Genomic DNA, 19,493 nt, shown 5'->3' on the forward strand with positions numbered 1-19,493 from the left:
CACCGCCCGCAAGGCAAGGCAACAAGAAACCTGCTACCTATACAGAATCCGAGTGGGAAATGAGCATACGAACTATTCCATCTGGACAACTCAACGGCAACGGTCACCGGCCCAAGCTGCGCATTGCGGTGGTCGGCGCCGGTTATTGGGGTCCCAACCTCGCACGGAACCTCAAAGCCAGCCCGGACTGGGATCTCGTAGCGATCTGCGACCTGGACGTTGAGCGCGGCATGAAGCTCGCCGAATCGGTGGGTGGGGTGGCCGTCGTCGAGTCTTTGGACGAACTGCTGGACGACTACAACCTGGACGCCGTGGCCGTCGCAACCCCGGCGCACACGCACCACGGCGTAGTGATGACGGCCCTGCGCGCGGGCAAGCACGTCCTGGTGGAGAAACCGCTGGCTGACAGCCGCGCCAAGGGACTGGAAATGGTGGACGAAGCCAAAGCCAGGGGACTGGTGCTGATGGCCGACCACACTTACTGCTTTACCCCGGCGGTCCTCAAAATCCAGGAACTGGTGGCCAGCGGCGCCTTGGGCGACATCCTCTATGTTGACTCGGTCCGGATCAACCTCGGGCTCGTCCAACCCGATGTCAACGTGTTCTGGGACTTGGCGCCCCACGACCTCTCCATCCTCGACTTTGTCCTGCCGGGTGGCCTGCACCCCACCGAAATTTCGGCCCACGGCGCGGATCCCCTCGGTACCGGCCGCGACTGCGTCGGGCACTTGACCTTCGGACTGCCCAATGACGCCATGGTCCACATCCACGTCAACTGGCTCAGCCCCACCAAAATCCGGCAGATGATCATCGGAGGGTCAAAGAGGACCCTCGTCTGGGATGACTTGAATCCGCAGCAACGGCTCAGCGTATACGACCGCGGCGTCAGCCTGGAGCAACAACCCCGATCGGCTGCAGACAAGAAAGCTTCGGCCATCTCTTACCGTCTTGGCGACACGTGGTCACCGGCCCTCCAGGAGCGCGAACCCCTGGGACAAGTGGTGGCTGAACTCGCTACCTCCATCCGGAACCACACGATGCCCCGCACCAGCGGCGAATCCGGGCTCAGGGTCTTGTCCGTCCTGGAGGCCGTGACGCAAAGCCTCGGCACGGATGGACGGTCCACCATCGTGGCCGGCAATGAGACGAATCTCCAGGTTGTGCGATGAAAGAGCTCTTGGGCGCCAACGTGCTGGTCACCGGAGGCGCCGGAACCATCGGCTCCACCGTGGTGGACCAACTGCTCGACGCCGGCGTGGCCCACGTCGACGTTTTGGACAACCTGGTGCGCGGCAGACGCGCGAACCTGGACCAGGCTTTGGGCAGCGAGCGCGTCTCCCTGGTCGAAGGCGACCTGCGGGACCGTGACCTTGTCAACGACCTCACCCGCGGCAAAGACCTCGTGTTCCACCAGGCCGCCATCCGCATCACCCAGTGCGCAGAAGAACCACGCCTGGCACTCGAAGTGCTGGTGGACGGCACTTTCAACGTCTACGAAGCAGCCGCGGACCACAAAGTAGGCAAACTCGTCTCCGCGTCAAGCGCGTCCGTGTACGGGATGGCTGAACAGTTTCCCACCAGGGAAAACCATCACCACCACAACAACGACACCTTCTACGGCGCGGCAAAGTCCTTCAACGAAGGGATGGCCAGGAGCTTCCGGGCCATGTCCGGCCTGGACTACGTCCTGCTGCGCTACTTCAACGTCTACGGACCCCGCATGGACGTCCATGGGCTCTACACCGAAGTCCTCGTGCGCTGGATGGAACGGATCGACGACGGCCAGCCACCCATGATCTTCGGCAGCGGTGACCAAACCATGGACTTCGTCCACACCCACGACGTCGCCCGGGCCAACATCCTGGCAGCTGTCAGCGATGTGCGTGAAGGCGTCTACAACGTCGCCAGCGGAACCGAAACCAGCCTGGCTGAGCTGGCGCAGACCCTCCTGAATGTCATGGGTTCAAGCCTGCATCTCGAGCACGGTCCGGAGCGTGCCGTCAACGGCGTGGCCCGGCGCCTGGCGGACACCACCGCAGCACGCAAAGACCTGGGTTTCGAAGCAGCCATTGGACTGGAGGACGGTCTGCGTACTTTGGTCTCATGGTGGCGGCCTCTCCGTGCGGAAATAGCAGCCGCCCGCCTGGTGGCCCACCCCGCCGTCCCCGCAGCAGGTGCGCGATGACCACCTCCGAGACGCGCCTGGCCCGTATCGACGTCATGAAACCCTGGCTTGGCGAAGAGGAAGCCCAAGCAGTGGCCGAAGTGATTGCCTCCGGGTGGGTGGCCCAAGGACCCAAGGTCCGCCAGTTCGAAGAAGCCTTCGCGGCGGAGCAATTGGCAGGTCACGCAGTGGCTACCTCCAGCTGCACTTCAGCCCTGCACCTGGCGCTCGCGGTCGCCGGCGTTGGACCGGGTGATGACGTCGTTGTCCCGTCATTTTCCTTCATTGCCACAGCGAACGCGGCTACGTACATGGGAGCACGCCCTGTGTTCGCCGACGTCGACCTCCAGACAGGGTGCGTGACAGCCGAGACCGTGGAAAGAGCCCTGACTCAGGACACCAAGGCAGTCATCGCCGTGGACCAAGGCGGGGTGCCCGTTGACCTGGATCCCATCAGGGCCCTGTGTGAGGCCCGCGGGATCATCGTGGTGGAAGACGCGGCCTGCGCCATTGGCTCCCGCTACCACGGCCGCCCTGTCGGTGCCGGCGCGGAGGTGGCAGCCTGGTCCTTCCACCCGCGCAAGATCCTCACGACGGGAGAGGGCGGCATGCTCTCAACTCCACGGCAGGACTTCGCGGACAGGGCACGACGCCTCCGGGAACATGCCATGAGCGTTTCGGCCTCGGACCGGCACGCCAGCATCCTCGCACCGGCCGAAGAGTACCTCGAAGTCGGGTTCAACTACCGCATGACCGACCTTCAGGCCGCCGTCGGACTCGTCCAACTGGGCCGCCTCCGGGAAGCCGTCCAACGGCGTCGTGAACTGGCCGCAAACTACGCGAACGCGTTTGCCGGCGTCGAAGGCCTCCGCCTGGTCGGCGACCCGGACTACGGGACCGGCAACTTCCAATCCTGCTGGCTGGAAATCGGGCCGGCGTTTCCCCTCGGGAGGGACGGACTGATGGGCCACCTTGCACAGGACGGCATTTCAGCCCGGCGGGGCATCATGGCAGCCCACCGCCAACCCGCCTACGCGGGCAAGGACACCGGCGGGGCGTCCCTTGAGGTCACGAACTGGCTGACTGACCACACGCTCATCCTGCCGCTGTACCACCAGCTGGCCCTCCACGACCAGGTCCGGGTCATCGACTCGGTCCTGCGGGCATCGAGGCACCCATAATGAGCGAACTTCTCCTCATCGCTGCCAGCGGCCTTGCCCGTGAGGTACTGGCCATGGTCCGCAGCAGCGGCCCGTTCGACGTCATCGGAATCCTCGACGACGACGAGGACAAAGCCGGCCGGGTGGTCGACGGCGCACACGTCCTTGGGCCCATCCGTGACGCCCTGAAGTTCCCCCACGCGTTGCTGCTGGTCTGCATCGGATCAGGAAGCGGCCGCGAGGGTGTGGTGATGCGGCTACGAAGCCTCGGGCTTGACGAAGAACGCTACGCCACAGCCATAGATCCCTCAGTCAACGTTCCGGAGGGGTGCGTGATCGGCCGGGGGAGCATCATCCTGGCCCACGTCAGCATGACGGCGTCAGTGACCATCGGCAATCACGTTGTCGCCATGCCTGGGGTCACCTTCACCCACGACGACGTCATCAGTGACTTCGCCACATTCGCATCAGGCGTTTCCCTGGGCGGCAACGTTCGGGTCGGCCGGGCGGCCTACATCGGCATGAACGCCAGTGTCCGGGAGGGCCGGTCCATCGGGGCCAAAGCGACCATTGGCATGGGAGCGGCCGTCCTGAACGATGTTCCCGACGACGAGACCTGGGCCGGTGTCCCGGCCCGGGTGATCAGGCGCGGCAATACGCCTGCGCTGGAGGGGGCCCAGTGACGCTCAAGAGCCCGGTTACCCAGCGGAAGGGACCAACCCCCACAAGGGCGTTCGTGATCAGCGTCGTCAACGCCTTCATCACCAAGCTGGGGACCATTGGAATCGGTATAGCGTTGGCGCGGCTGCTGGGGCCTGAGGAATTCGGGACCTACGCAGTGGCGTTCATTGCACTCGTCGCCGTCCTGAGCTTCAACGAATTGGGCGTCAGCCTGGCGATCGTACGCTGGCCGGGGGACCCCAAGGAAATAGCCGCCACCGTCACCACCATCTCCGTAGTCTGCAGTGTCCTGTTGTTCGGGCTCTCGTACGCGGTTGCACCCCTCTTCACAGCGGCCATGGGAAACGAGGCAGCAACGGACGTGGTCAGGGCCTTGGCCTTCTGCATCGTGCTCAACGGGCTGGTGGCCACGCCCGCGGCCCTGTTGCAGCGCAACTTCCGCCAGGGACAACGGATGGTCATCGACCAAGTCAATGTGTGGCTCGGGGCGGGCGTTTCGTTGATCCTGGTGATCGCCGGAATGGGAGCCATGAGCCTGGCAGTGGGCCGGGTCCTGGCCAGCCTCGTAGCGGCCGTCCTGTTCCTTGTTTACTCGCCCCTGCCGTACCGGTTCGGATTCTCACCGCTGTCCGCGAAACAGCTCCTGGCTTTCGGACTTCCCCTGGCAGGTGCGAGCGCTGTGGTCTTTGCCGTGGGTTACGTCGACCAACTCATCGCCGGGCGGCTGTTTGGCCCGGTGGTCCTCGGCTTCTATGTCATGGCCTTCAACATGGCCGGGTGGCCCTCGAGTTTGTTGTCCCAACCCCTGCGAAGCGTGGCGCCGCCGACCTTCGCCAGGCTCCAGGACCGGCCGGATGACATGAGGGCGGCCTTGCTGGCGATGATCGGAGCAGTGTCGGCCATGGTGTTGCCCGTCTCGGCGGTGATGGTGGGGTGCGCCCTTCCCCTTGTCAAAGTCGTCTACGGTGAAGCCTGGGCCCCGGCGGGCATGGCGCTGATGTGGTTGGCGCCCCTCACGGTCCTCCGGATCCTCCATGAGCTGCTGTACGACTACCTCGTGGTCCTGGGTTCGTCCCTGTCCATCTTGAATGTGCAGCTCGTGGCTCTGATCGCGCTCGTTCCGGCGCTGCTGGCAGGCGGTGCGCTCGCAGGGATGCCTGGGCTGGCAGCGGCTCCTGTGCTGGTGGCCCTGCTGGTGACCTCGCCGCTGTATCTCCGGGCTCTCCGGAAGGCAGGTGTGCCGCTCCTGGCCGTGGGAAAACGCTTGGGACTTCCCACGGCCATGGCAGCACTGACTGCAGCCGGCTGCTACGCAATCACCCGGTTCCTGGATTCCCCTGTGGTCGCTGTCCTCGTTTCCACGGGACTGGGAGTCGTCGCGATGGCGGCAATCATGGGGCTTCGACGGCAGGACCTGCGGGACGTGCGGATGTGGGGGCGTGGACGGGAGGTGGCCGCGACATGAGGATCCTGATCTACCCGCACGATCTGCGCATGGGCGGCAGCCAATTGAACGCCATCGAACTCGGTGCCGCAATCAGGCAACTGGGCCATGAGGTCATTCTCTTTGGACAGCCCGGGCCCCTCGTCGAAAGGGGAGCAGAGCTTGGGTTGGAGTTTATCCCCGCACCGGCACCAGGGAAGCGACCTTCCCCATCGGTCATCAAAACTTTGGTGCGCACCGTCCGCGAGCGCCGGATCGACGTCGTTCACGGCTACGAATGGCCCCCGGCGCTGGAGTGCCTGGCGGCCTCCAGGCTGGTGCCGGACACCACCGCGGTGGCCACGGTGATGTCCATGGCAGTGGCTCCGTTTATCCCGAAGTCCATGCCGCTGATGGTGGGCACTGAACAGATCCGGCAGGGCGAGCTGTCCTCCGGACGCCACCGTGTCCATTTGCTGGAACCGCCCGTGGACATCATGGCTAACCGCGTGGTCGATGACGCGGACCTGGAAGGGTTTCGCGCACGGTGGGGACTGCATGGCGACTTTTTCACGATGGTTTGCGTCTCCCGCTTGGCCAAGGAACTCAAGCTTGAAGGCATCCTGTCGGCGATTGATGCCGCGGGACAACTCGCCCGGGATCTCCAGGTGCATCTGCTGGTCACAGGTTCAGGCCCGGCGGAATCCGTGGTCAGAGCCCAGGCCGAACGCGTCAACGCGGCGACAGGGGAAAACACGGTTATTCTCACCGGTGAACTTGCTGACCCCAGGCCGGCCTACGCTGCTGCCGACGTCGTCCTGGGCATGGGCGGCTCCGCCCTCCGGGGGCTATCGTTCGCCAAACCGCTCGTTGTCCAGGGCGAAGGAGGCTTCTGGGAACTTCTCACTCCAGAGTCCCTGCCGGTGTTCCTTTGGCAGGGCTGGTATGGTTCCGGTCCGGGTTCGACCGGTACCGGGACCGACGCGCTGGTAACCATCTTGAGGGCTCTCCGCACGGACGAGCTGCTGAGGAAGTCGTTGGGCTCTTTCGGCCGATCGGTGGTGGAAGACAGGTTTTCACTGACTTCCGCGGCGCAACACCAAACCGAGTTGTACCAGCGCTTCCTGGCCGGTGCTCCCGCGACGTGGTCCCGTTTGTGGGCTGAAACCATCGCCGGGGTGCAGTACTCCTCCTATGTGGTTCGCCGACGTTATCAGCGCCTCCGTGGCCACCAGCCCGCAGAAGACTTCAACGCCCGTCCTGTCGCCGTCCGTGCTGCCGCGGCCGGGCAACTCGTCTCAGGGGAGGCGTGATGGACACGATCATGTACATCTCCGGTGGCCAATGGGATGGCCTGCCCGGAACTGATCGGCTGCTGGCTGAGTCCTTGGCAGAGACAGGCCCGGTCCTCTGGGTTGACCAGCCCGCCCCTGTCTTCCGGTTCGCAGATGTCCGGAACCACACGGTGAGGAGTCTCCGCGGGATCCCGGAGACCATGACACCGCATTTGTCGCGCTTGCGGCTTCCTGCTCCGCCGTTCTTCAGCAGCGCGCTTGGCCGTCCCCTGACCGAAGCCATTGCACGTCACTGCATGGACAACGCCATGAAGACCGCAGGCGGTCCAGTGTCGGCGGTCGTCAATGCCTCCCCGGTTGTAGCGTTCCCTGACCGTGGCAGCGGCGTGCGGCTGCTGCATCTGACGGATGACTGGCTGGCCGCAGCTGAATTGATCGGATTTCCCTCCGGCTATCTGAGGTGCTCCCTGGAACGCAACATCGGGACGGCCGATGTCATCACCGCTGTCTCAGCAGGCCTGGCCGCCAAGATGTCCCATTTCTCGGGACGGCCCGTGCAGGTTCTTCCCAATGGGTGCCGTCCACCGGCCGGCCCGTCCACAGACGAGAACCGGAGGCCGGTCGCGGTCCTGGTGGGACAACTCAACGAACGATTGGACCTTGACGTGCTGGAGTCGTTGGCCGACGCCGGGCTCAGCCTTCTGGTCGTTGGTCCGCGGACTGAGTCCAACCCCGTAACCAGGCAGAGGCTGGACGCCTTTCTGGAGCGAAGCAACGTGGATTGGCGTGGACCTCTGGCCCCTGATGACGTACGGCGGCTGCTTCAGACCGCAGCCGTCGGGATCACCCCTTATGCCGACACGGAATTCAATAGATCCAGCTTCCCCCTGAAAACGTTGGAGTACCTGTCGTCGGGCTTGCCCGTGGTCGCCACGGACCTGCCTTCCGTGCGATCGCTGCGGTGCAGCGCTTTAGCTGTGGCAAGCAGCCGTGCGGCATTCGTGGATCTGGTCAGGGCTGCCCTGCAGGAGCCTCCGGACCGGGAGCAACGTGAAGAGATGCGGCGCGTCGCGGAGGCGAACTCCTGGGACGTACGGGCCGCCAGTATCAGGGATCTGTGCCGGCAACCGGGAGGCGGGCGCAACACCAAGTTGCGCACCACAGTTCAATCCGTTCGAGGAGCAAGCCGTGAACGTTGATAAGCCGGGGAACCCGCCGTCGGGTATTGACCACGTGTTGCTCACTAGGTTCAATCTTCCTTCCCGGGGCTTTGAGAGCCTGGTCCGGGCCCAGGAAGGCTGGCTGAGGGACCGGATTGCTTTGTTCGAGCGCTACTGTCTACCCTCCGTGAAGGCGCAGACCAACCGGGACTTCCGGTGGATCATCTACTTTGATCCGGAGAGTCCGGCCTGGCTGCTGGACCGCGTGCTTGGGCTGAACCGTGAAGGGACCTTCGTGGCCCTGTTCAGGACAGAAGTCAGCCCGTCCGAACTGCTTGAGGACATCAGGACAGTCACAGGGGGCGGACGTGGCACACTGCTCACCACCAACTTGGACAACGACGACGGGTTGGCCATCGATTTCGTGGACCGGGTGCAAAAAGCGGCCCACGATGCTGGAAACTCAGCGATCTACCTCGTATCCGGCCTGGTGATGGGAAAGGGTTCTGTTTTCCTAAGGAACGACCCCCATAACGCGTTTTGCTCCGTCAGCGCCCCCTGGTCCGCTCCTGTGACGTGCTGGGCTGCATGGCACAACCGGCTGGGCCAATCCATGAAGGTCACATCGCTGCGCGGTGCACCTGGGTGGTTGCAGCTGGTCCACGACCACAATGTCAGCAACAGAATCCGCGGCCGGCGCGTTTCCCCCAAGCCTTACAGGGCACTTTTCCCGGCCCTTCTGGCGGATGCTCCCATCCCCACTGCAAGTTCCATCTTCGTGGATCGGGTCTTTGAGTCTCCCCTCCGGGCGTTGCGGGAGCTCGCCCGGAAGGCTGCCAAGGCCGTGACCATCGCGCTGCTTGGAACCCAGGGCATCGATCGCGTCAAGACGCTGCTTGCCAACCGGAGAAGCACAGTGTCCAGGACCTGAGCCGTACGACTGGTCCAAACCCAAAGACACTCAACGAAAGGTAAGAGCAGGACATGCAGGTACAAAAGATACTGAAAAGCCTGATACGCCGATGGTTCATCGTCGTGTTGGGTCTTGCCGTGACCGCAGGCGCCTGCTTCTTCCTCCAGCAGAACGCGCCCGACAACTACAAAGCTCAGGCGAGCCTGGTCCTCCTGCCCTCCACCAAGAGCGTCGGAGAAGCCGGCAATCCATATCTGGGGCTGGGCGGCATGAGCGAGGCCCTGGATATCCTCACCCGCAAGATGTCCTCCGAGGAGTTCAAGGAGACCATCCGTGAACAAAGCGGGGCCAGCACCTTCACAGCTGAAGCCGACAAAGGAACAAGCGGGGCCATCCTCCTCATCACAGCCTCCTCACCCGACTCCGGCCAGGCCCTCAAGATCCTGGATACTGTGATGAACCAGGCACCCGTGGCCCTGACCGAGCTGCAGGACGTCCTCAACGTGCCAACAACTTCCCGCATTTCCACGATGAAACTGCTTGAGGACAGCAAAGCAGTTCCCGAGGTCAAAGCCCGGACGCAACTGCTCCTGGTCACCGCTGCCGGCGGCGTGGCGTTCAGCATCATGCTTACCGTACTCATCGACGGGTTGCTCCTGTCCCGGAAACACCGCAAGAGCACAGAACCCACCGACAAGCCCGCCGGATCCAAACCGCCCACGCCGCCGGCTACCAGGCAAAGGAAACCTTCCTCGACGGAACGGTTTTCAAGCAACCGGCCCACAACGGACGAACCGGCACACCTCGCGGGTGAAACTGCCAGTGTCGTACCCAGTTCTTACAGGCCGGGATAACCATGACCGCAGCCATCCTTCTCCGTATCCTGGGCAGGCGCTGGTACATCGTCGCCATCGGGATAGCCATCGGACTGGCGTCCCTGGGCGCGGTCCGGTCCGCTGAGCCTGTCTACTGGACCAAGGCGGAAGTCACGTTCGTCGCTCCGGACCGCGAACCGGCCTACTGGATACCCGGTGACGACTACGCGTCGCTGGTGGACTTCGCGGCCATGGTGGAGCGACGTGTCAACTACGACTCAGCATCTGTGGATCTCACGCTCTCCAGCGGAACCCTTTATGGTGCCGGGGTCCGGCACGGCTACTCAGTGACCCTGCTCAACAGCGGCGGCCAATGGGCCAAGAGCTTCCGATGGCCGGTCCTATCCGTGCAGGTGGTCGACTCCAGCGCACAAAAGGTGAAGGACGTGCTCCAAAACGTTGTCGACGGCATCAATGACGCTTCCCTGGCCCTCCAGCAGGAGGCAGGTGTCCAACAAGCCCTCATCACCACCCTCACGTCGCCGTCCAGCCCTGAGATCGTGTTCGGCGGAGGCACCCAACTCAACCGCGTCAAAGGCGCAGTATTCTGGGTTGGCCTAGCCGCCACACTTTCCATCCTGGCCGCAGTCATTGTTGATTCACGGCCCCGTCGCCGCAGAATCCTGCACAAGGGCGGCTCAAGCGTCCAACGTCCCGACATCCCGCACGCAAAGGTGACCTCCCGTGTACCGGGCTAACGGGTTACTACATCGAGACGGCATCCAGGGGGTGGCCCGGAAGTCCGATGCGCCCCTGTTCCTCACCATCTACCTGGTGCTCACATGTGCGCTGCCGTCAAACATGGTGATAGCGTCCCTGGGGTCCATCGGCCGGCCAAGCACGCTCTTCGCCCTCCTGGCCCTCGCGTGGTGGATCCTGCACCAGCTGCGCCGCACGACACCATCAATCAGGCGGTGGCATCCCTTGCGGGTGGCACTGGCAGCCTTCCTCCTCGTCGCAGCATCCAGTTACGCCTACGCCATGGTCAGGGGATTGCCGGAAAGCGAAGCCAGCCCCGCAGACGCGGGCCTCCTACGGCTCGCAGGATGGGCCGGGATCCTGCTCATAGCAACTGACGGCCTGACAACCCGCGAAAGCGTCAGGACGCTGCTCCGCAGGATCGCCCTGGCCGGGGGACTGACAGCATTGCTGGGCCTGCTCCAGTTCGCCACCGGCTCGTCCCTCATCGAATGGATCAGGATACCGGGCCTCAGCGTCAGCTCGGAGCTGGCAAACATCGATTCCCGGGGAGGCTTTGTCCGCGCGGCCGGCATGTCGTTGCATCCCCTTGAATACGGGGTAGTCCTCTCCACCTCGCTGCCGATAGCAATCACCCTCGCCCTCAACGACACCACCAAGCGCCGGCTGCTGTGGTGGCTCCCCGTTGGCCTGATATCCGTAGCTGCCATGCTCTCCGTCTCCCGGGCCGCACTGATCTGCATGGCGTTGGCTTTCCTCATCCTCCTGCCGGTATGGCCCAAACAGCTCCGGCGGAAGGCCGTGATGGTTTCAGCCCTCCTGGTGGCAGTGATCTACGTAGTGACGCCAGGCATGATCGGAACACTCTTGGGCCTTTTCACCATAGGGACCGACGACCCCAGCATCAGTTCAAGAACCAACGGCTACTCCACCGCCTTCGGAATGGCGAGCCAGAACTTGCTGTTGGGCCGTGGCTTCGGCACCTTCCTCCCCGCGTACGTCATCGTTGACAACCAATACCTGGGGCTCCTGGTCGAACTCGGCGTAGCAGGCCTGATCGCCTTCCTGCTGCTGGTCTTTGCCGGCATCCTCTGCGCCTGGCAGGCCAGGAAGTCGGCCAGGGACAACGAACTGCGCCAAACGAGCCAGTCAGTCCTTGCAAGCGTCGCCGCAGCCGCATTGGCCTTCGGATTCTTCGACGCCTTCGCCTTCCCCATGGCAGCCAGCCTCCTGTTCCTTATGCTGGGCATCTCCGGGGCGCTATGGCGCATATCGCGCAGGGAAACAACGGAGGCACAGATCCAGGAGAAAGCCGCAACCTCAGGGGACAGCTGAGACAGGAGACAGCTGGGACAGGTTCAAGGCAGGGCAACCGTCTATCGGCGGCTCTCATCCCGCTCCCACACAGGAGCAGAGGTGCCGGAGACCCCGGCACGACGACGACCCGCCACCGCGAACACCGCATAGACGGCCGCATCGAAAGCCGTCCGCGGTCCACGCACCGAGGCAAGCAACTGCCGCACGGTCCGTGACAACGACGCCCCACCAGTCACCACATCCTGCTCGGCATTTCCCCGATACGTTCGCCGCAGGACAGCCAACAAGGCGCCAGAGGTCCTGGGCGTCCGGACGACCACCGGCTCCGTAGCAAGAACCGCCTTCTCCTGCTCATCAAAGAGCCTGTCCACGAAATAGTCATCACCCGTGAGCGCAGGAAAGACCCCCATACGGAGATGCCCTGAGCGGCTCAGGGCATAGGCACCAGCACCCCACAGACCCTGCACATTGCCCGGGATCCTGCTGCGGGCACGGTAGTAAGCCCGGACAGGCGCAGAAGCGCCCTGTGTGTCGTATCGGAAGGCCGGCCGGGCAGCCAACAAGGTCCCATCCTGCAACGCTGCAAATACCTCAGCAAGGGCCGTGGCGCTGACCTCAATGTCCGCGTCCAGATAGAGGCGGGGCCACAACCGGGTGCATTGGTCGCCGGCATTGAGCGCTGCCGTCTTTGACGCCTCCGGCACCTGAAGTACCGAAACCCCCTGCCACTGGGACGCGATCGCCTCCGTCCCATCGCTACAGCCGTTGCAGGCCACCACAACATCCACCGTGCCCCACCCAATGACCTCCCGCAGCGACCCAAGGGTACGCCCGATGACGGCAGCCTCATTATGGGCGGGGATAATCACAGCGCCCGAGGGGAAAGCCCCCACCATCAGAGGACCCCGCCAACATTGCGTACGGCATGCGGCAGGCGATCCCACCGCCGTCGGCTGGCCACTGCCCAGGCAGCTTCCAGATGACCCGGCTTTCCCAACCGGGCCACCTCAGCGGCGAGAACGGCACCGCGAAACGCCATGACCCGACCCGGCCCAAGATACTTCTCCGCATAACGGACCCTGTTCACAGACATCAAGGCAGTCAACTGCGGCGAAGCCCCGGACCCACCGCGTTGATGCCACATCCGCGCGGAAGGCTCAAACCAGATGGAATACCCCGCCTCCCGCATACGGTGGCAGTAGTCCGTCTCTTCCGAATACAGGAAAAACCGTTCATCCCAGGCTCCCACGGCCTTAGCCGCACCGGCATCCAGCAAAAGCGCCGCACCCGTTGCCCACTCAACCCGATGCCCGTGCAAATAGCTCTCTTCATCAAAGTCCATCTCGGACAACCACCCAGGGCGTTTCCTCACATGGCTGCCCAGCGCGGCGTCACCCAGCGCTCGCAGGATTCCCGGCTCACGGCGCAGCGAAGGGTAGACGCTCCCGTCGTCGTCCAGCAGGACAGGCACCACCATCCCGGCGCCGGACCGTACCATGCGTCTGCGCATTGCACTGATGGCACCCTCCTCGATACGGAGATCGGGATTGAGGATGAGGTAGGTGGCCGCTTCTCCGGCTTCTGAAAGTGCGGCGTTGATGCCCCCGGCGTATCCGAGGTTCCCTCCGGTTTTTATGGCAATGACGTCGGGAAATTGTGCCAGCGCCTCAAGCGTGTGGTCGTTGGGGGAGTTGTCGGCCACCACCACCTTGATCGACTGGCCCAAGGCCTCCTTCCGCAGGCCCCGGACCAAGGGCCCGATATCGTCCTCGTTGTTGTAAGTGACGACGACGACGGCGACATCGGCTGCAGCCCTGGCAGGGAGGAAAGACCCCGGAGCGCGGCTGGGCGCACGCTCCGGGACATCCCTGGAAGGCAAGGACCTGTTGGACGGCAGGGATAAGCCGCTGTCCCTGCGCAACCGCACATAGGCTTCCGGGCCTTCCACGAGGTACCGCCGGGCAAGCCGGCGTGGTTCCAACGCAAGCCGCCAAGCCCACTCAAGGCTGTTGGAACTCACCCATGAAGGGGCCCGCCGGATGTGGCCTGCCAGAAAGTCCACCACCGCTCCGAAAGCCAGCAGTACCTTGGCTCCGGTCAGGGCTCCGTACTCTGATATCCAAAGTTCCTGCCGGGGTTTTCCCAAGCCGACGATCAGGATGTCAGGGGCTGTCAACGCGATCATTGCTGCCAGCTCCCGGGAAGCGTGGTCATCCCCAAGAGTGCTCCGTGGCGGTGCCCACCATCCAGTGACCGCAAGCTTTGGCCGTTCCACCTCGAATTTGGCCCGTATCCGTTCCTGGGTCTGAACCGACCCGCCAAGGAACCCGATACTGAGGCCCCTTCGTTCTGCCTCATCCAACAAAGGGTCCACGAGATCGCTGCCCGCCAGCCTCGGCCATGTCCGTGCGGTGAGGCGCCGGGCCTCGGTAGCCAGCGGGGCGCCGTCGATAAGCGTCAACCACTCCAGGGACCGGGACCGTTCCAGGGTCTCCTCCCACCGGCTCCCGGAGCCGAAATGACGTATGTGGTCCAAATTGGCTGAGCACACTCCCAGGGGCCGTGCGCCGGTATCGCCAGCCCTGCCCAGGATCTCCTGAATTGCCGGGTCGAACTCCATGAGCTTTACGGGGACGCCGCCAAGATTGACCCAGCGCTCCGGGGACGTGGCGGCGGGCGTCCCGCCGTCGTCCATCGGCCTCTGTAGCAGGAGGCTGCGGCCACTGAGCCCGCTTGTCAGGGGGCGGTGGCGGACTGCACCGTGGAGGGCACTTCGGGTGGGCAGGACTTTGGGTAGCAGCATTCTTGGCTCCAGGCTCGGGTCAAGCTCAAGGCATAACCATGTGGCCCACGATCCGTGGCTGCTGCACTGCCAGGATCGTGGATGGCGGACAAACGCCGCCACATCGACATGTTCACTTGAGTTGTCTCCCGGCCTCCTGCCAGAGGCTGCCGTAGGGCTACTTTAGGACGATTTTCCGGAGTCCGCCAGAGCCCTGGGCGGCCTTTGCCGGGACAGTACGCGCCTTAAAGCGCGATGCGGTAGACGTGGTGCGTGTATTCGTTCGGGAAAGCATCCGTGAATTTCCCGCCCTGGATGTGAATCGACCGGTTCTCGCCCAACACCTCCACGGTGGACCCGGTGATCCCGCCCGGGAGCGTGAAGGTCCTGCTTCCGGTGAGCCCGTCGTCCGTCATCGCGAAGATATAGGCACTTCCGTCCTTGGCTTTGAGCATCGTGTCGGTCCCCTCGCCAAAATCCCAAACGTAGGACTGGGTGTTGATGACTGGCGCCAATGAAGTGATGGCATGGTTCACGACCCCCGCTGCAGCCACTTGGTCCTTCAAGCAGGCAGCGCTGTGTATCCGGGCGTCCTGGAAAGCGTCGCCGCTGATGCAATCGTTGACGTTTTGCTGGTCCGGGGACTGGCTGAACCACACGATGCCCCGGGCCTCATGGATGATCGACGCCCACACCTGGGCTTGGACTTGCTCGGGGCCCAACTGCTTGTAACCGCCTGTGGAACCGCCGGTGCTGATCACAGTGGGCAGAGCCCAGAGCGGGGCCTGTACGCCCCGCGCGGCATTGATTTCCTGCTGGAGCTGCATGATTTTGCCGTAGCTCGAGGCCGTGCGGCAGATCACCGGGGCGATGGGATTCTGTTCCTTGGGCGTCCGCCACCTGAGCGTCCCGTCGCCCCAATCGCATTGAGGGACGGCGTAGAAGTACTGGTCCACGGAGTTCACGTTCGCAGTGCTGAAGTAGTCCATCGACAACTGCATGGGCACGTCATAGGTGATGATCCCCGAGGTCCAGTTCGCGTAGGTGAACCTGCCCGTGGCTGCGGGATCATGCTGGGCTGCCAACTGCTTCATGTGGGCGAGCCCGGCTACGGGGTCATACCTGCCGTCCACTTCGTCGTCCAGGACGCTCCCCACCTGCCGGTCCCAGCCGGCCGGTGCGTCCTTGGTCGCGAAAAGAGTGAACATGCCGTGCGCGGAGATGGCTGCACTGGACGCGTCCGGGTTCCCTTGGACGTAAGTGTTGATGCCCAGCGATTTGTCGTAGGCCAGTTGCGCATCGCTGCCAGGGGACCCGTACCAGATCGCGATGGGAAAGAAGGACGGATCGCTCCAGCCGGCTGCGGTTGCCTTGGCAAACTGTCGCCAGTACGCCGGTCCGCCTTCCCATGGAATCCTGGGCAGCTCGTGGAGAGCGTCCGCTGCTTCCACGGGGGCTGCCGTGGGGTCCGGCTGCGGAAGAGCAGCTGTCCTGGGTACGGTGCCAGGTATCGTGCTCGCCCAGAACAGCAGGCCAAACGTCAAGGCCATCGTGGTGAAGTAGCGAACCCGCATAGCGTCATCTTCTTCCGCAACCCAATGATGAGTACCTCAAAGGATGGCACCAGCTTCGCGAATCCGTAACCCGCCGTCGTCAATTGCTCCTGGTGCGGGCCGCGTTCAGGAGGGCCTTTGCCGAGTCGTGTGTTGGAGATAATCGGCCAGCCGCTGTGAGGCGTCCGGGGGAGCGAAGCCCACTGCCGAAATTTTGCCGAGGTCCAGGACACTGTTGGCCGGCCGCGGTGCCATCTCCGGTTTGTTGTACTCGGCTGTACTGATCGGGCGCACCAGGCGCGGGTCCGCTCCGCACAGCCGGTAGACGTCCGCAGCAACATCTGCCCAGCTCTGATTGCCGCCGCTGTTGCTGAGGTTGTAGGTTCCATGCGGGGCCCGGGAGTCGAGCAGGTGCCGGATCCCTGCGGCGAGGTCCTCGGCAAAGCTCAAGCGTCCGAACTGGTCATCGACCACTGCAGGTGATGCACCTTTTGCAGCAAGGCCGGCCATGGTCCGAACAAAGTTCTTTCCGTCGCCGACCACCCAACTGGTCCTGACGATGTAGTGCCGCGGCACGGTACCCGCGGCGATGTCACCGGCGGCCTTGCTCTGTCCGTACACACCCAAAGGTGAGAAGGGTTCGTCCTCCCGGTGAGGCTTGACGGTCCCGTCAAAGACGTAATCGCTGGATACATGGACCAGGGTTAGAGAATGGTCGACGGCGGTGGCCGCCAACCGGGATACGGCGGCTGCGTTGATTGTCCAGGCAGCTGCACGGCCTTCAGGGCTTTCGGCAGCGTCAACCGCGGTAAATGCCGCGGCGTTGATGATCGTGGAGTAATCGCGCCAGTTCACTGACCGGTAGGAATCCTCGCTGGTGATGTCAAAGTCCCGGCGGCCGGCGAAGTCCACGGTGGTGTCGCCGTCGAATGCTTGCCGGAGCGCGGTGCCCAATTGGCCGCCGGCCCCCAGCACGAGCGTGCGCCGCTTCTCCATCGGACTGACGCCGGCCAGCCGCGGGTGGTTCTTGTCCTGGTCCGAAAGGATGGCCTCGCTGAGGGGTATCGGCCAGGGAACAGCGACCTGTTCGTCGGCAAGATTCAGGAAGGTGTAGTTCTGCTGGGCCTCAGGGCTCCAATGGTCGTTCACGAGATAGGTGTAGGCGGTGTCGGCGTCCAGGGTCTGGAAGGCGTTGCCCACGCCACGGGGCACGAACACGGCTTGGCCAGGCGTCAACTCCGCCGTGAACAGGACACCGAAAGTCGGTCCTTTCCGGAGGTCCACCCAGGCCCCGAAAATACGACCGGAGGCCAAGGAGACGAACTTATCCCACGGCTCGGCATGGATGCCCCGCGTAGTGCCGCGTACGGCGTTGAAGGATATGTTGTTCTGCACGGGCCCGAAGTCCGGCAGTCCGGCAGCCAGCATTTTCCTGCGGTGCCAGTTCTCCTTGAACCAACCGCGGCTGTCGGTATGGACCGGGAGTTCGAAAAGCACCAACCCCGGGATCGGAGTCGGAGTGGAAGCCAGTTCCCGCGGGTCCACGGCCTAGTGCCCTTGACCTGCATATTTTGACTCCGTGACCGCTTTCTGAGGACGCCACCAGTCTTCGTTGCTTCTGTACCACTGCACGGTCTCTGCCAGGCCGGAGGCAAAGTCGGAGAACCGGGGCGTCCAGCCGAGTTCCCTGCGCAGCTTGGTGGAGTCGATGGCGTAACGCAGATCGTGCCCGGGCCGGTCCTTGACGAGGTCGTAGGCGTCAGGTTGTTGTCCATCGAGGGCGAGGAGCATTTCCACTACCTCGCGGTTCGATCGCTCGCCATCTGCCCCGACCAGGTAGGTTTCACCCACCCGGCCACGTTCAAGGATGGTCAAAACCGCGGAGGAATGGTCTTCCACATGGATCCAGTCCCGGACGTTCAATCCTTGGCCGTACAACCGCGGGCGCACGCCGTCCAGGATGTTCGTGATCTGCCGCGGAATGAACTTCTCAACATGCTGATAGGGACCGTAATTGTTGGAGCAATTGCTGATGGTCGCCTTCAGGCCGAACGAACGCACCCATGCCCGCACCAACATATCCGAGCCTGCCTTGGTGGCCGAGTAGGGGCTCGTCGGGCGGTAAACGGAGTCTTCAGTGAACTTGCGGCGTTCGTCCAAGGCCAGGTCTCCATACACTTCATCCGTGGAGATGTGATGGAAGCGTGTTCCATGCCGGCGGGCAGCCTCGATGAGAGTAAAGGTTCCCGCCAGGTTGGTATCCATGAACGGACGTGGATCCGCCAGGGAGTTGTCGTTGTGCGATTCTGCAGCGAAGTGGACGACGGCGTCCACCGAGGATGTCAGCGCGTCCACAACGCCGGCATCGCAGATATCGCCTTTTTGAAAATCGAAACGGCCGGACGGCAGCCCCGACAGGGATTCCATGTTGCCGGCGTAGGTCAATTTGTCCAGGACCGTGACATGGAGGCCGGTGTGCTCCATGATGAAGTGAACAAAATTGCATCCGATGAATCCGGCCCCGCCGGTGACAAGGATTCTCTGCATGGCCATAGCGTAACCGTCATGGACGGTGATGTGCAGCGGGAGAGGACAGCTAGATGCGCGGAATTATTCTTGCCGGTGGCACAGGATCCCGGCTTCATCCGATTACGCTCGCCATCAGTAAACAATTGGTTCCGGTTTTTGATAAACCGATGATTTACTACCCGCTGTGCACCCTGATGCTGGCGGGAATCCGGGACATCCTGATCATCACTACGCCTGCCGACGGCCATCAATTCGAAAATCTCCTGGGGGATGGCTCGCAATTCGGCGTAAATCTGAGTTACGCCCGTCAGCCCACTCCCGATGGACTCGCCCAGGCGTTCATCCTGGGCGAGGAACACATCGGCAGCGGCAAAGTGGCGCTCATCCTCGGCGACAATATCTTCAATGGCCCCGGCATGGGCAACCAGCTCCGGCATTATGCCGATGTCGACGGCGGTGCAATTTTCGGCTATTGGGTCAAGGACCCGTCCGCTTACGGCGTGGTGGAATTCGACGACGACGGCCTGGCTGTTTCCATTGAAGAGAAGCCTGCCGTGCCCAAAAGCAACTACGCGGTTCCCGGCCTTTACTTTTATGACAACAATGTGGTGGCCATGGCAAAAGACCTTCAGCCGTCTCCGCGCGGAGAGCTGGAAATCACTGACATCAACCGCAAGTACATGGAACTTGGACGGTTGCATGTGCAGAAGTTCCCGAGGGGTACAGCTTGGCTGGACACGGGAACCTTCAGCGACCTCAACGATGCATCCAACTACGTCCGGACCACCGAGAACAGGCAGGGCTTGAAAATCGGGGCCCCGGAAGAGGTGGCGTGGCGGATGGGATACCTGACCGACGACGAACTGCGCCGGCAAGCCGCGAAACTGGCCAAAAGCGGCTACGGCAGCTACCTGTTGGACATCCTGGACCGGCGCTGACAGC

17 protein-coding genes are annotated in these 19,493 nt (G+C 63.3%); 12 read left to right on the forward strand and 5 right to left on the reverse strand.

From position 1 onward, the window contains the following. Positions 1-59: 59 nt before the first annotated feature. Genes HMI60_RS03180 through HMI60_RS03230 form a run of 11 tightly spaced genes read left to right on the forward strand, consistent with a single transcriptional unit; the run spans position 60 to position 11,705 of the window. Positions 60-1,169 (forward strand): Gfo/Idh/MocA family protein, encoded by a 1,110-nt coding sequence (locus HMI60_RS03180; RefSeq protein ID WP_018777620.1) that lies wholly within the window; start codon positions 60-62, stop codon positions 1,167-1,169. After that, positions 1,166-2,185, forward strand: a complete 1,020-nt coding sequence (locus HMI60_RS03185) for an NAD-dependent epimerase/dehydratase family protein (RefSeq protein WP_193590547.1) — start codon at positions 1,166-1,168, stop codon at positions 2,183-2,185. The genes HMI60_RS03180 and HMI60_RS03185 overlap by 4 nt, the downstream gene beginning before the upstream one ends. Then, on the forward strand, positions 2,182-3,345 hold the full coding sequence (locus HMI60_RS03190) for a DegT/DnrJ/EryC1/StrS aminotransferase family protein (protein ID WP_193590548.1): 1,164 nt from the start codon (positions 2,182-2,184) through the stop codon (positions 3,343-3,345). Before HMI60_RS03185 ends, HMI60_RS03190 begins: the two co-directional genes overlap by 4 nt. Further along, positions 3,345-4,007: an acetyltransferase gene (locus tag HMI60_RS03195; RefSeq protein ID WP_039241284.1), complete on the forward strand. Its 663-nt coding sequence runs from the start codon at positions 3,345-3,347 to the stop codon at positions 4,005-4,007. Before HMI60_RS03190 ends, HMI60_RS03195 begins: the two co-directional genes overlap by 1 nt. Continuing rightward, complete coding sequence (locus HMI60_RS03200; protein WP_193590549.1) at positions 4,004-5,470, forward strand: oligosaccharide flippase family protein; 1,467 nt, start codon at positions 4,004-4,006, stop codon at positions 5,468-5,470. The genes HMI60_RS03195 and HMI60_RS03200 overlap by 4 nt, the downstream gene beginning before the upstream one ends. Then, complete coding sequence (locus HMI60_RS03205; RefSeq protein ID WP_193590550.1) at positions 5,467-6,741, forward strand: glycosyltransferase; 1,275 nt, start codon at positions 5,467-5,469, stop codon at positions 6,739-6,741. Before HMI60_RS03200 ends, HMI60_RS03205 begins: the two co-directional genes overlap by 4 nt. Next, complete coding sequence (locus HMI60_RS03210) at positions 6,741-7,922, forward strand: glycosyltransferase (RefSeq protein WP_193590551.1); 1,182 nt, start codon at positions 6,741-6,743, stop codon at positions 7,920-7,922. Before HMI60_RS03205 ends, HMI60_RS03210 begins: the two co-directional genes overlap by 1 nt. Then, positions 7,912-8,814, forward strand: a complete 903-nt coding sequence (locus tag HMI60_RS03215) for a glycosyltransferase (protein WP_193590552.1) — start codon at positions 7,912-7,914, stop codon at positions 8,812-8,814. Before HMI60_RS03210 ends, HMI60_RS03215 begins: the two co-directional genes overlap by 11 nt. A 53-nt stretch (positions 8,815-8,867) precedes the next feature. After that, the gene (locus HMI60_RS03220) at positions 8,868-9,650 is read left to right on the forward strand and encodes a hypothetical protein (RefSeq protein WP_018777628.1); all 783 of its coding nucleotides are present in this window, start codon (positions 8,868-8,870) and stop codon (positions 9,648-9,650) included. Positions 9,651-9,652: 2 nt separating this feature from the next. Further along, on the forward strand, positions 9,653-10,369 hold the full coding sequence (locus tag HMI60_RS03225; protein WP_018777629.1) for a hypothetical protein: 717 nt from the start codon (positions 9,653-9,655) through the stop codon (positions 10,367-10,369). A 31-nt stretch (positions 10,370-10,400) separates the two neighbouring features. Next, on the forward strand, positions 10,401-11,705 hold the full coding sequence (locus HMI60_RS03230; RefSeq protein WP_110504647.1) for an O-antigen ligase: 1,305 nt from the start codon (positions 10,401-10,403) through the stop codon (positions 11,703-11,705). Positions 11,706-11,746: 41 nt separating this feature from the next. On the opposite strand, the gene HMI60_RS03235 is transcribed toward HMI60_RS03230, so the two are convergent. The 5 genes from HMI60_RS03235 to rfbB all read right to left on the reverse strand — a co-directional run bounded on the left by HMI60_RS03235 (position 11,747) and on the right by rfbB (position 18,575). Continuing rightward, entirely contained in the window at positions 11,747-12,583 is an 837-nt protein-coding gene (locus tag HMI60_RS03235) for a glycosyltransferase (protein WP_110504648.1), read from the reverse strand. Further along, positions 12,583-14,490: a WecB/TagA/CpsF family glycosyltransferase gene (locus tag HMI60_RS03240; RefSeq protein ID WP_193590553.1), complete on the reverse strand. Its 1,908-nt coding sequence runs from the start codon at positions 14,488-14,490 to the stop codon at positions 12,583-12,585. The genes HMI60_RS03235 and HMI60_RS03240 overlap by 1 nt, the downstream gene beginning before the upstream one ends. A 224-nt stretch (positions 14,491-14,714) precedes the next feature. Beyond that, positions 14,715-16,043, reverse strand: coding sequence for a hypothetical protein (locus HMI60_RS03245; protein ID WP_193590554.1), 1,329 nt, complete (start codon positions 16,041-16,043; stop codon positions 14,715-14,717). A gap of 105 nt (positions 16,044-16,148) precedes the next feature. Then, positions 16,149-17,567, reverse strand: a complete 1,419-nt coding sequence (locus HMI60_RS03250) for a bifunctional dTDP-4-dehydrorhamnose 3,5-epimerase family protein/NAD(P)-dependent oxidoreductase (RefSeq protein ID WP_193590555.1) — start codon at positions 17,565-17,567, stop codon at positions 16,149-16,151. Between the two features lie 3 nt (positions 17,568-17,570). Continuing rightward, on the reverse strand, positions 17,571-18,575 hold the full coding sequence (gene rfbB / locus HMI60_RS03255; protein ID WP_179128358.1) for a dTDP-glucose 4,6-dehydratase: 1,005 nt from the start codon (positions 18,573-18,575) through the stop codon (positions 17,571-17,573). Positions 18,576-18,622: 47 nt separating this feature from the next. Here rfbB and rfbA point away from each other — a divergent pair, with 47 nt between their 5' ends. After that, positions 18,623-19,489, forward strand: coding sequence for a glucose-1-phosphate thymidylyltransferase RfbA (gene rfbA / locus HMI60_RS03260; protein WP_026267147.1), 867 nt, complete (start codon positions 18,623-18,625; stop codon positions 19,487-19,489). Positions 19,490-19,493 lie beyond the last annotated feature (4 nt).

It is taken from the genome of Paenarthrobacter sp. YJN-D, assembly GCF_015040335.1.
GTDB lineage: Bacteria > Actinomycetota > Actinomycetes > Actinomycetales > Micrococcaceae > Arthrobacter > Arthrobacter nicotinovorans.

Bases quoted from the DNA above. Each gene is read 5' to 3' on its own strand.
- HMI60_RS03180 (WP_018777620.1), top strand. From the start codon at position 60: ATGAGCATACGAACTATTCCATCTGGACAACTCAACGGCAACGGTCAC.
- HMI60_RS03185 (WP_193590547.1), top strand. From the start codon at position 1,166: ATGAAAGAGCTCTTGGGCGCCAACGTGCTGGTCACCGGAGGCGCCGGA.
- HMI60_RS03190 (WP_193590548.1), top strand. From the start codon at position 2,182: ATGACCACCTCCGAGACGCGCCTGGCCCGTATCGACGTCATGAAACCC.
- HMI60_RS03195 (WP_039241284.1), top strand. From the start codon at position 3,345: ATGAGCGAACTTCTCCTCATCGCTGCCAGCGGCCTTGCCCGTGAGGTA.
- HMI60_RS03205 (WP_193590550.1), top strand. From the start codon at position 5,467: ATGAGGATCCTGATCTACCCGCACGATCTGCGCATGGGCGGCAGCCAA.
- HMI60_RS03210 (WP_193590551.1), top strand. From the start codon at position 6,741: ATGGACACGATCATGTACATCTCCGGTGGCCAATGGGATGGCCTGCCC.
- HMI60_RS03220 (WP_018777628.1), top strand. From the start codon at position 8,868: ATGCAGGTACAAAAGATACTGAAAAGCCTGATACGCCGATGGTTCATC.
- HMI60_RS03225 (WP_018777629.1), top strand. From the start codon at position 9,653: ATGACCGCAGCCATCCTTCTCCGTATCCTGGGCAGGCGCTGGTACATC.
- HMI60_RS03235 (WP_110504648.1), bottom strand. From the start codon at position 12,583: ATGGTGGGGGCTTTCCCCTCGGGCGCTGTGATTATCCCCGCCCATAAT.
- HMI60_RS03240 (WP_193590553.1), bottom strand. From the start codon at position 14,490: ATGCTGCTACCCAAAGTCCTGCCCACCCGAAGTGCCCTCCACGGTGCA.
- HMI60_RS03245 (WP_193590554.1), bottom strand. From the start codon at position 16,043: ATGCGGGTTCGCTACTTCACCACGATGGCCTTGACGTTTGGCCTGCTG.
- rfbB (WP_179128358.1), bottom strand. From the start codon at position 18,575: ATGGCCATGCAGAGAATCCTTGTCACCGGCGGGGCCGGATTCATCGGA.
- rfbA (WP_026267147.1), top strand. From the start codon at position 18,623: ATGCGCGGAATTATTCTTGCCGGTGGCACAGGATCCCGGCTTCATCCG.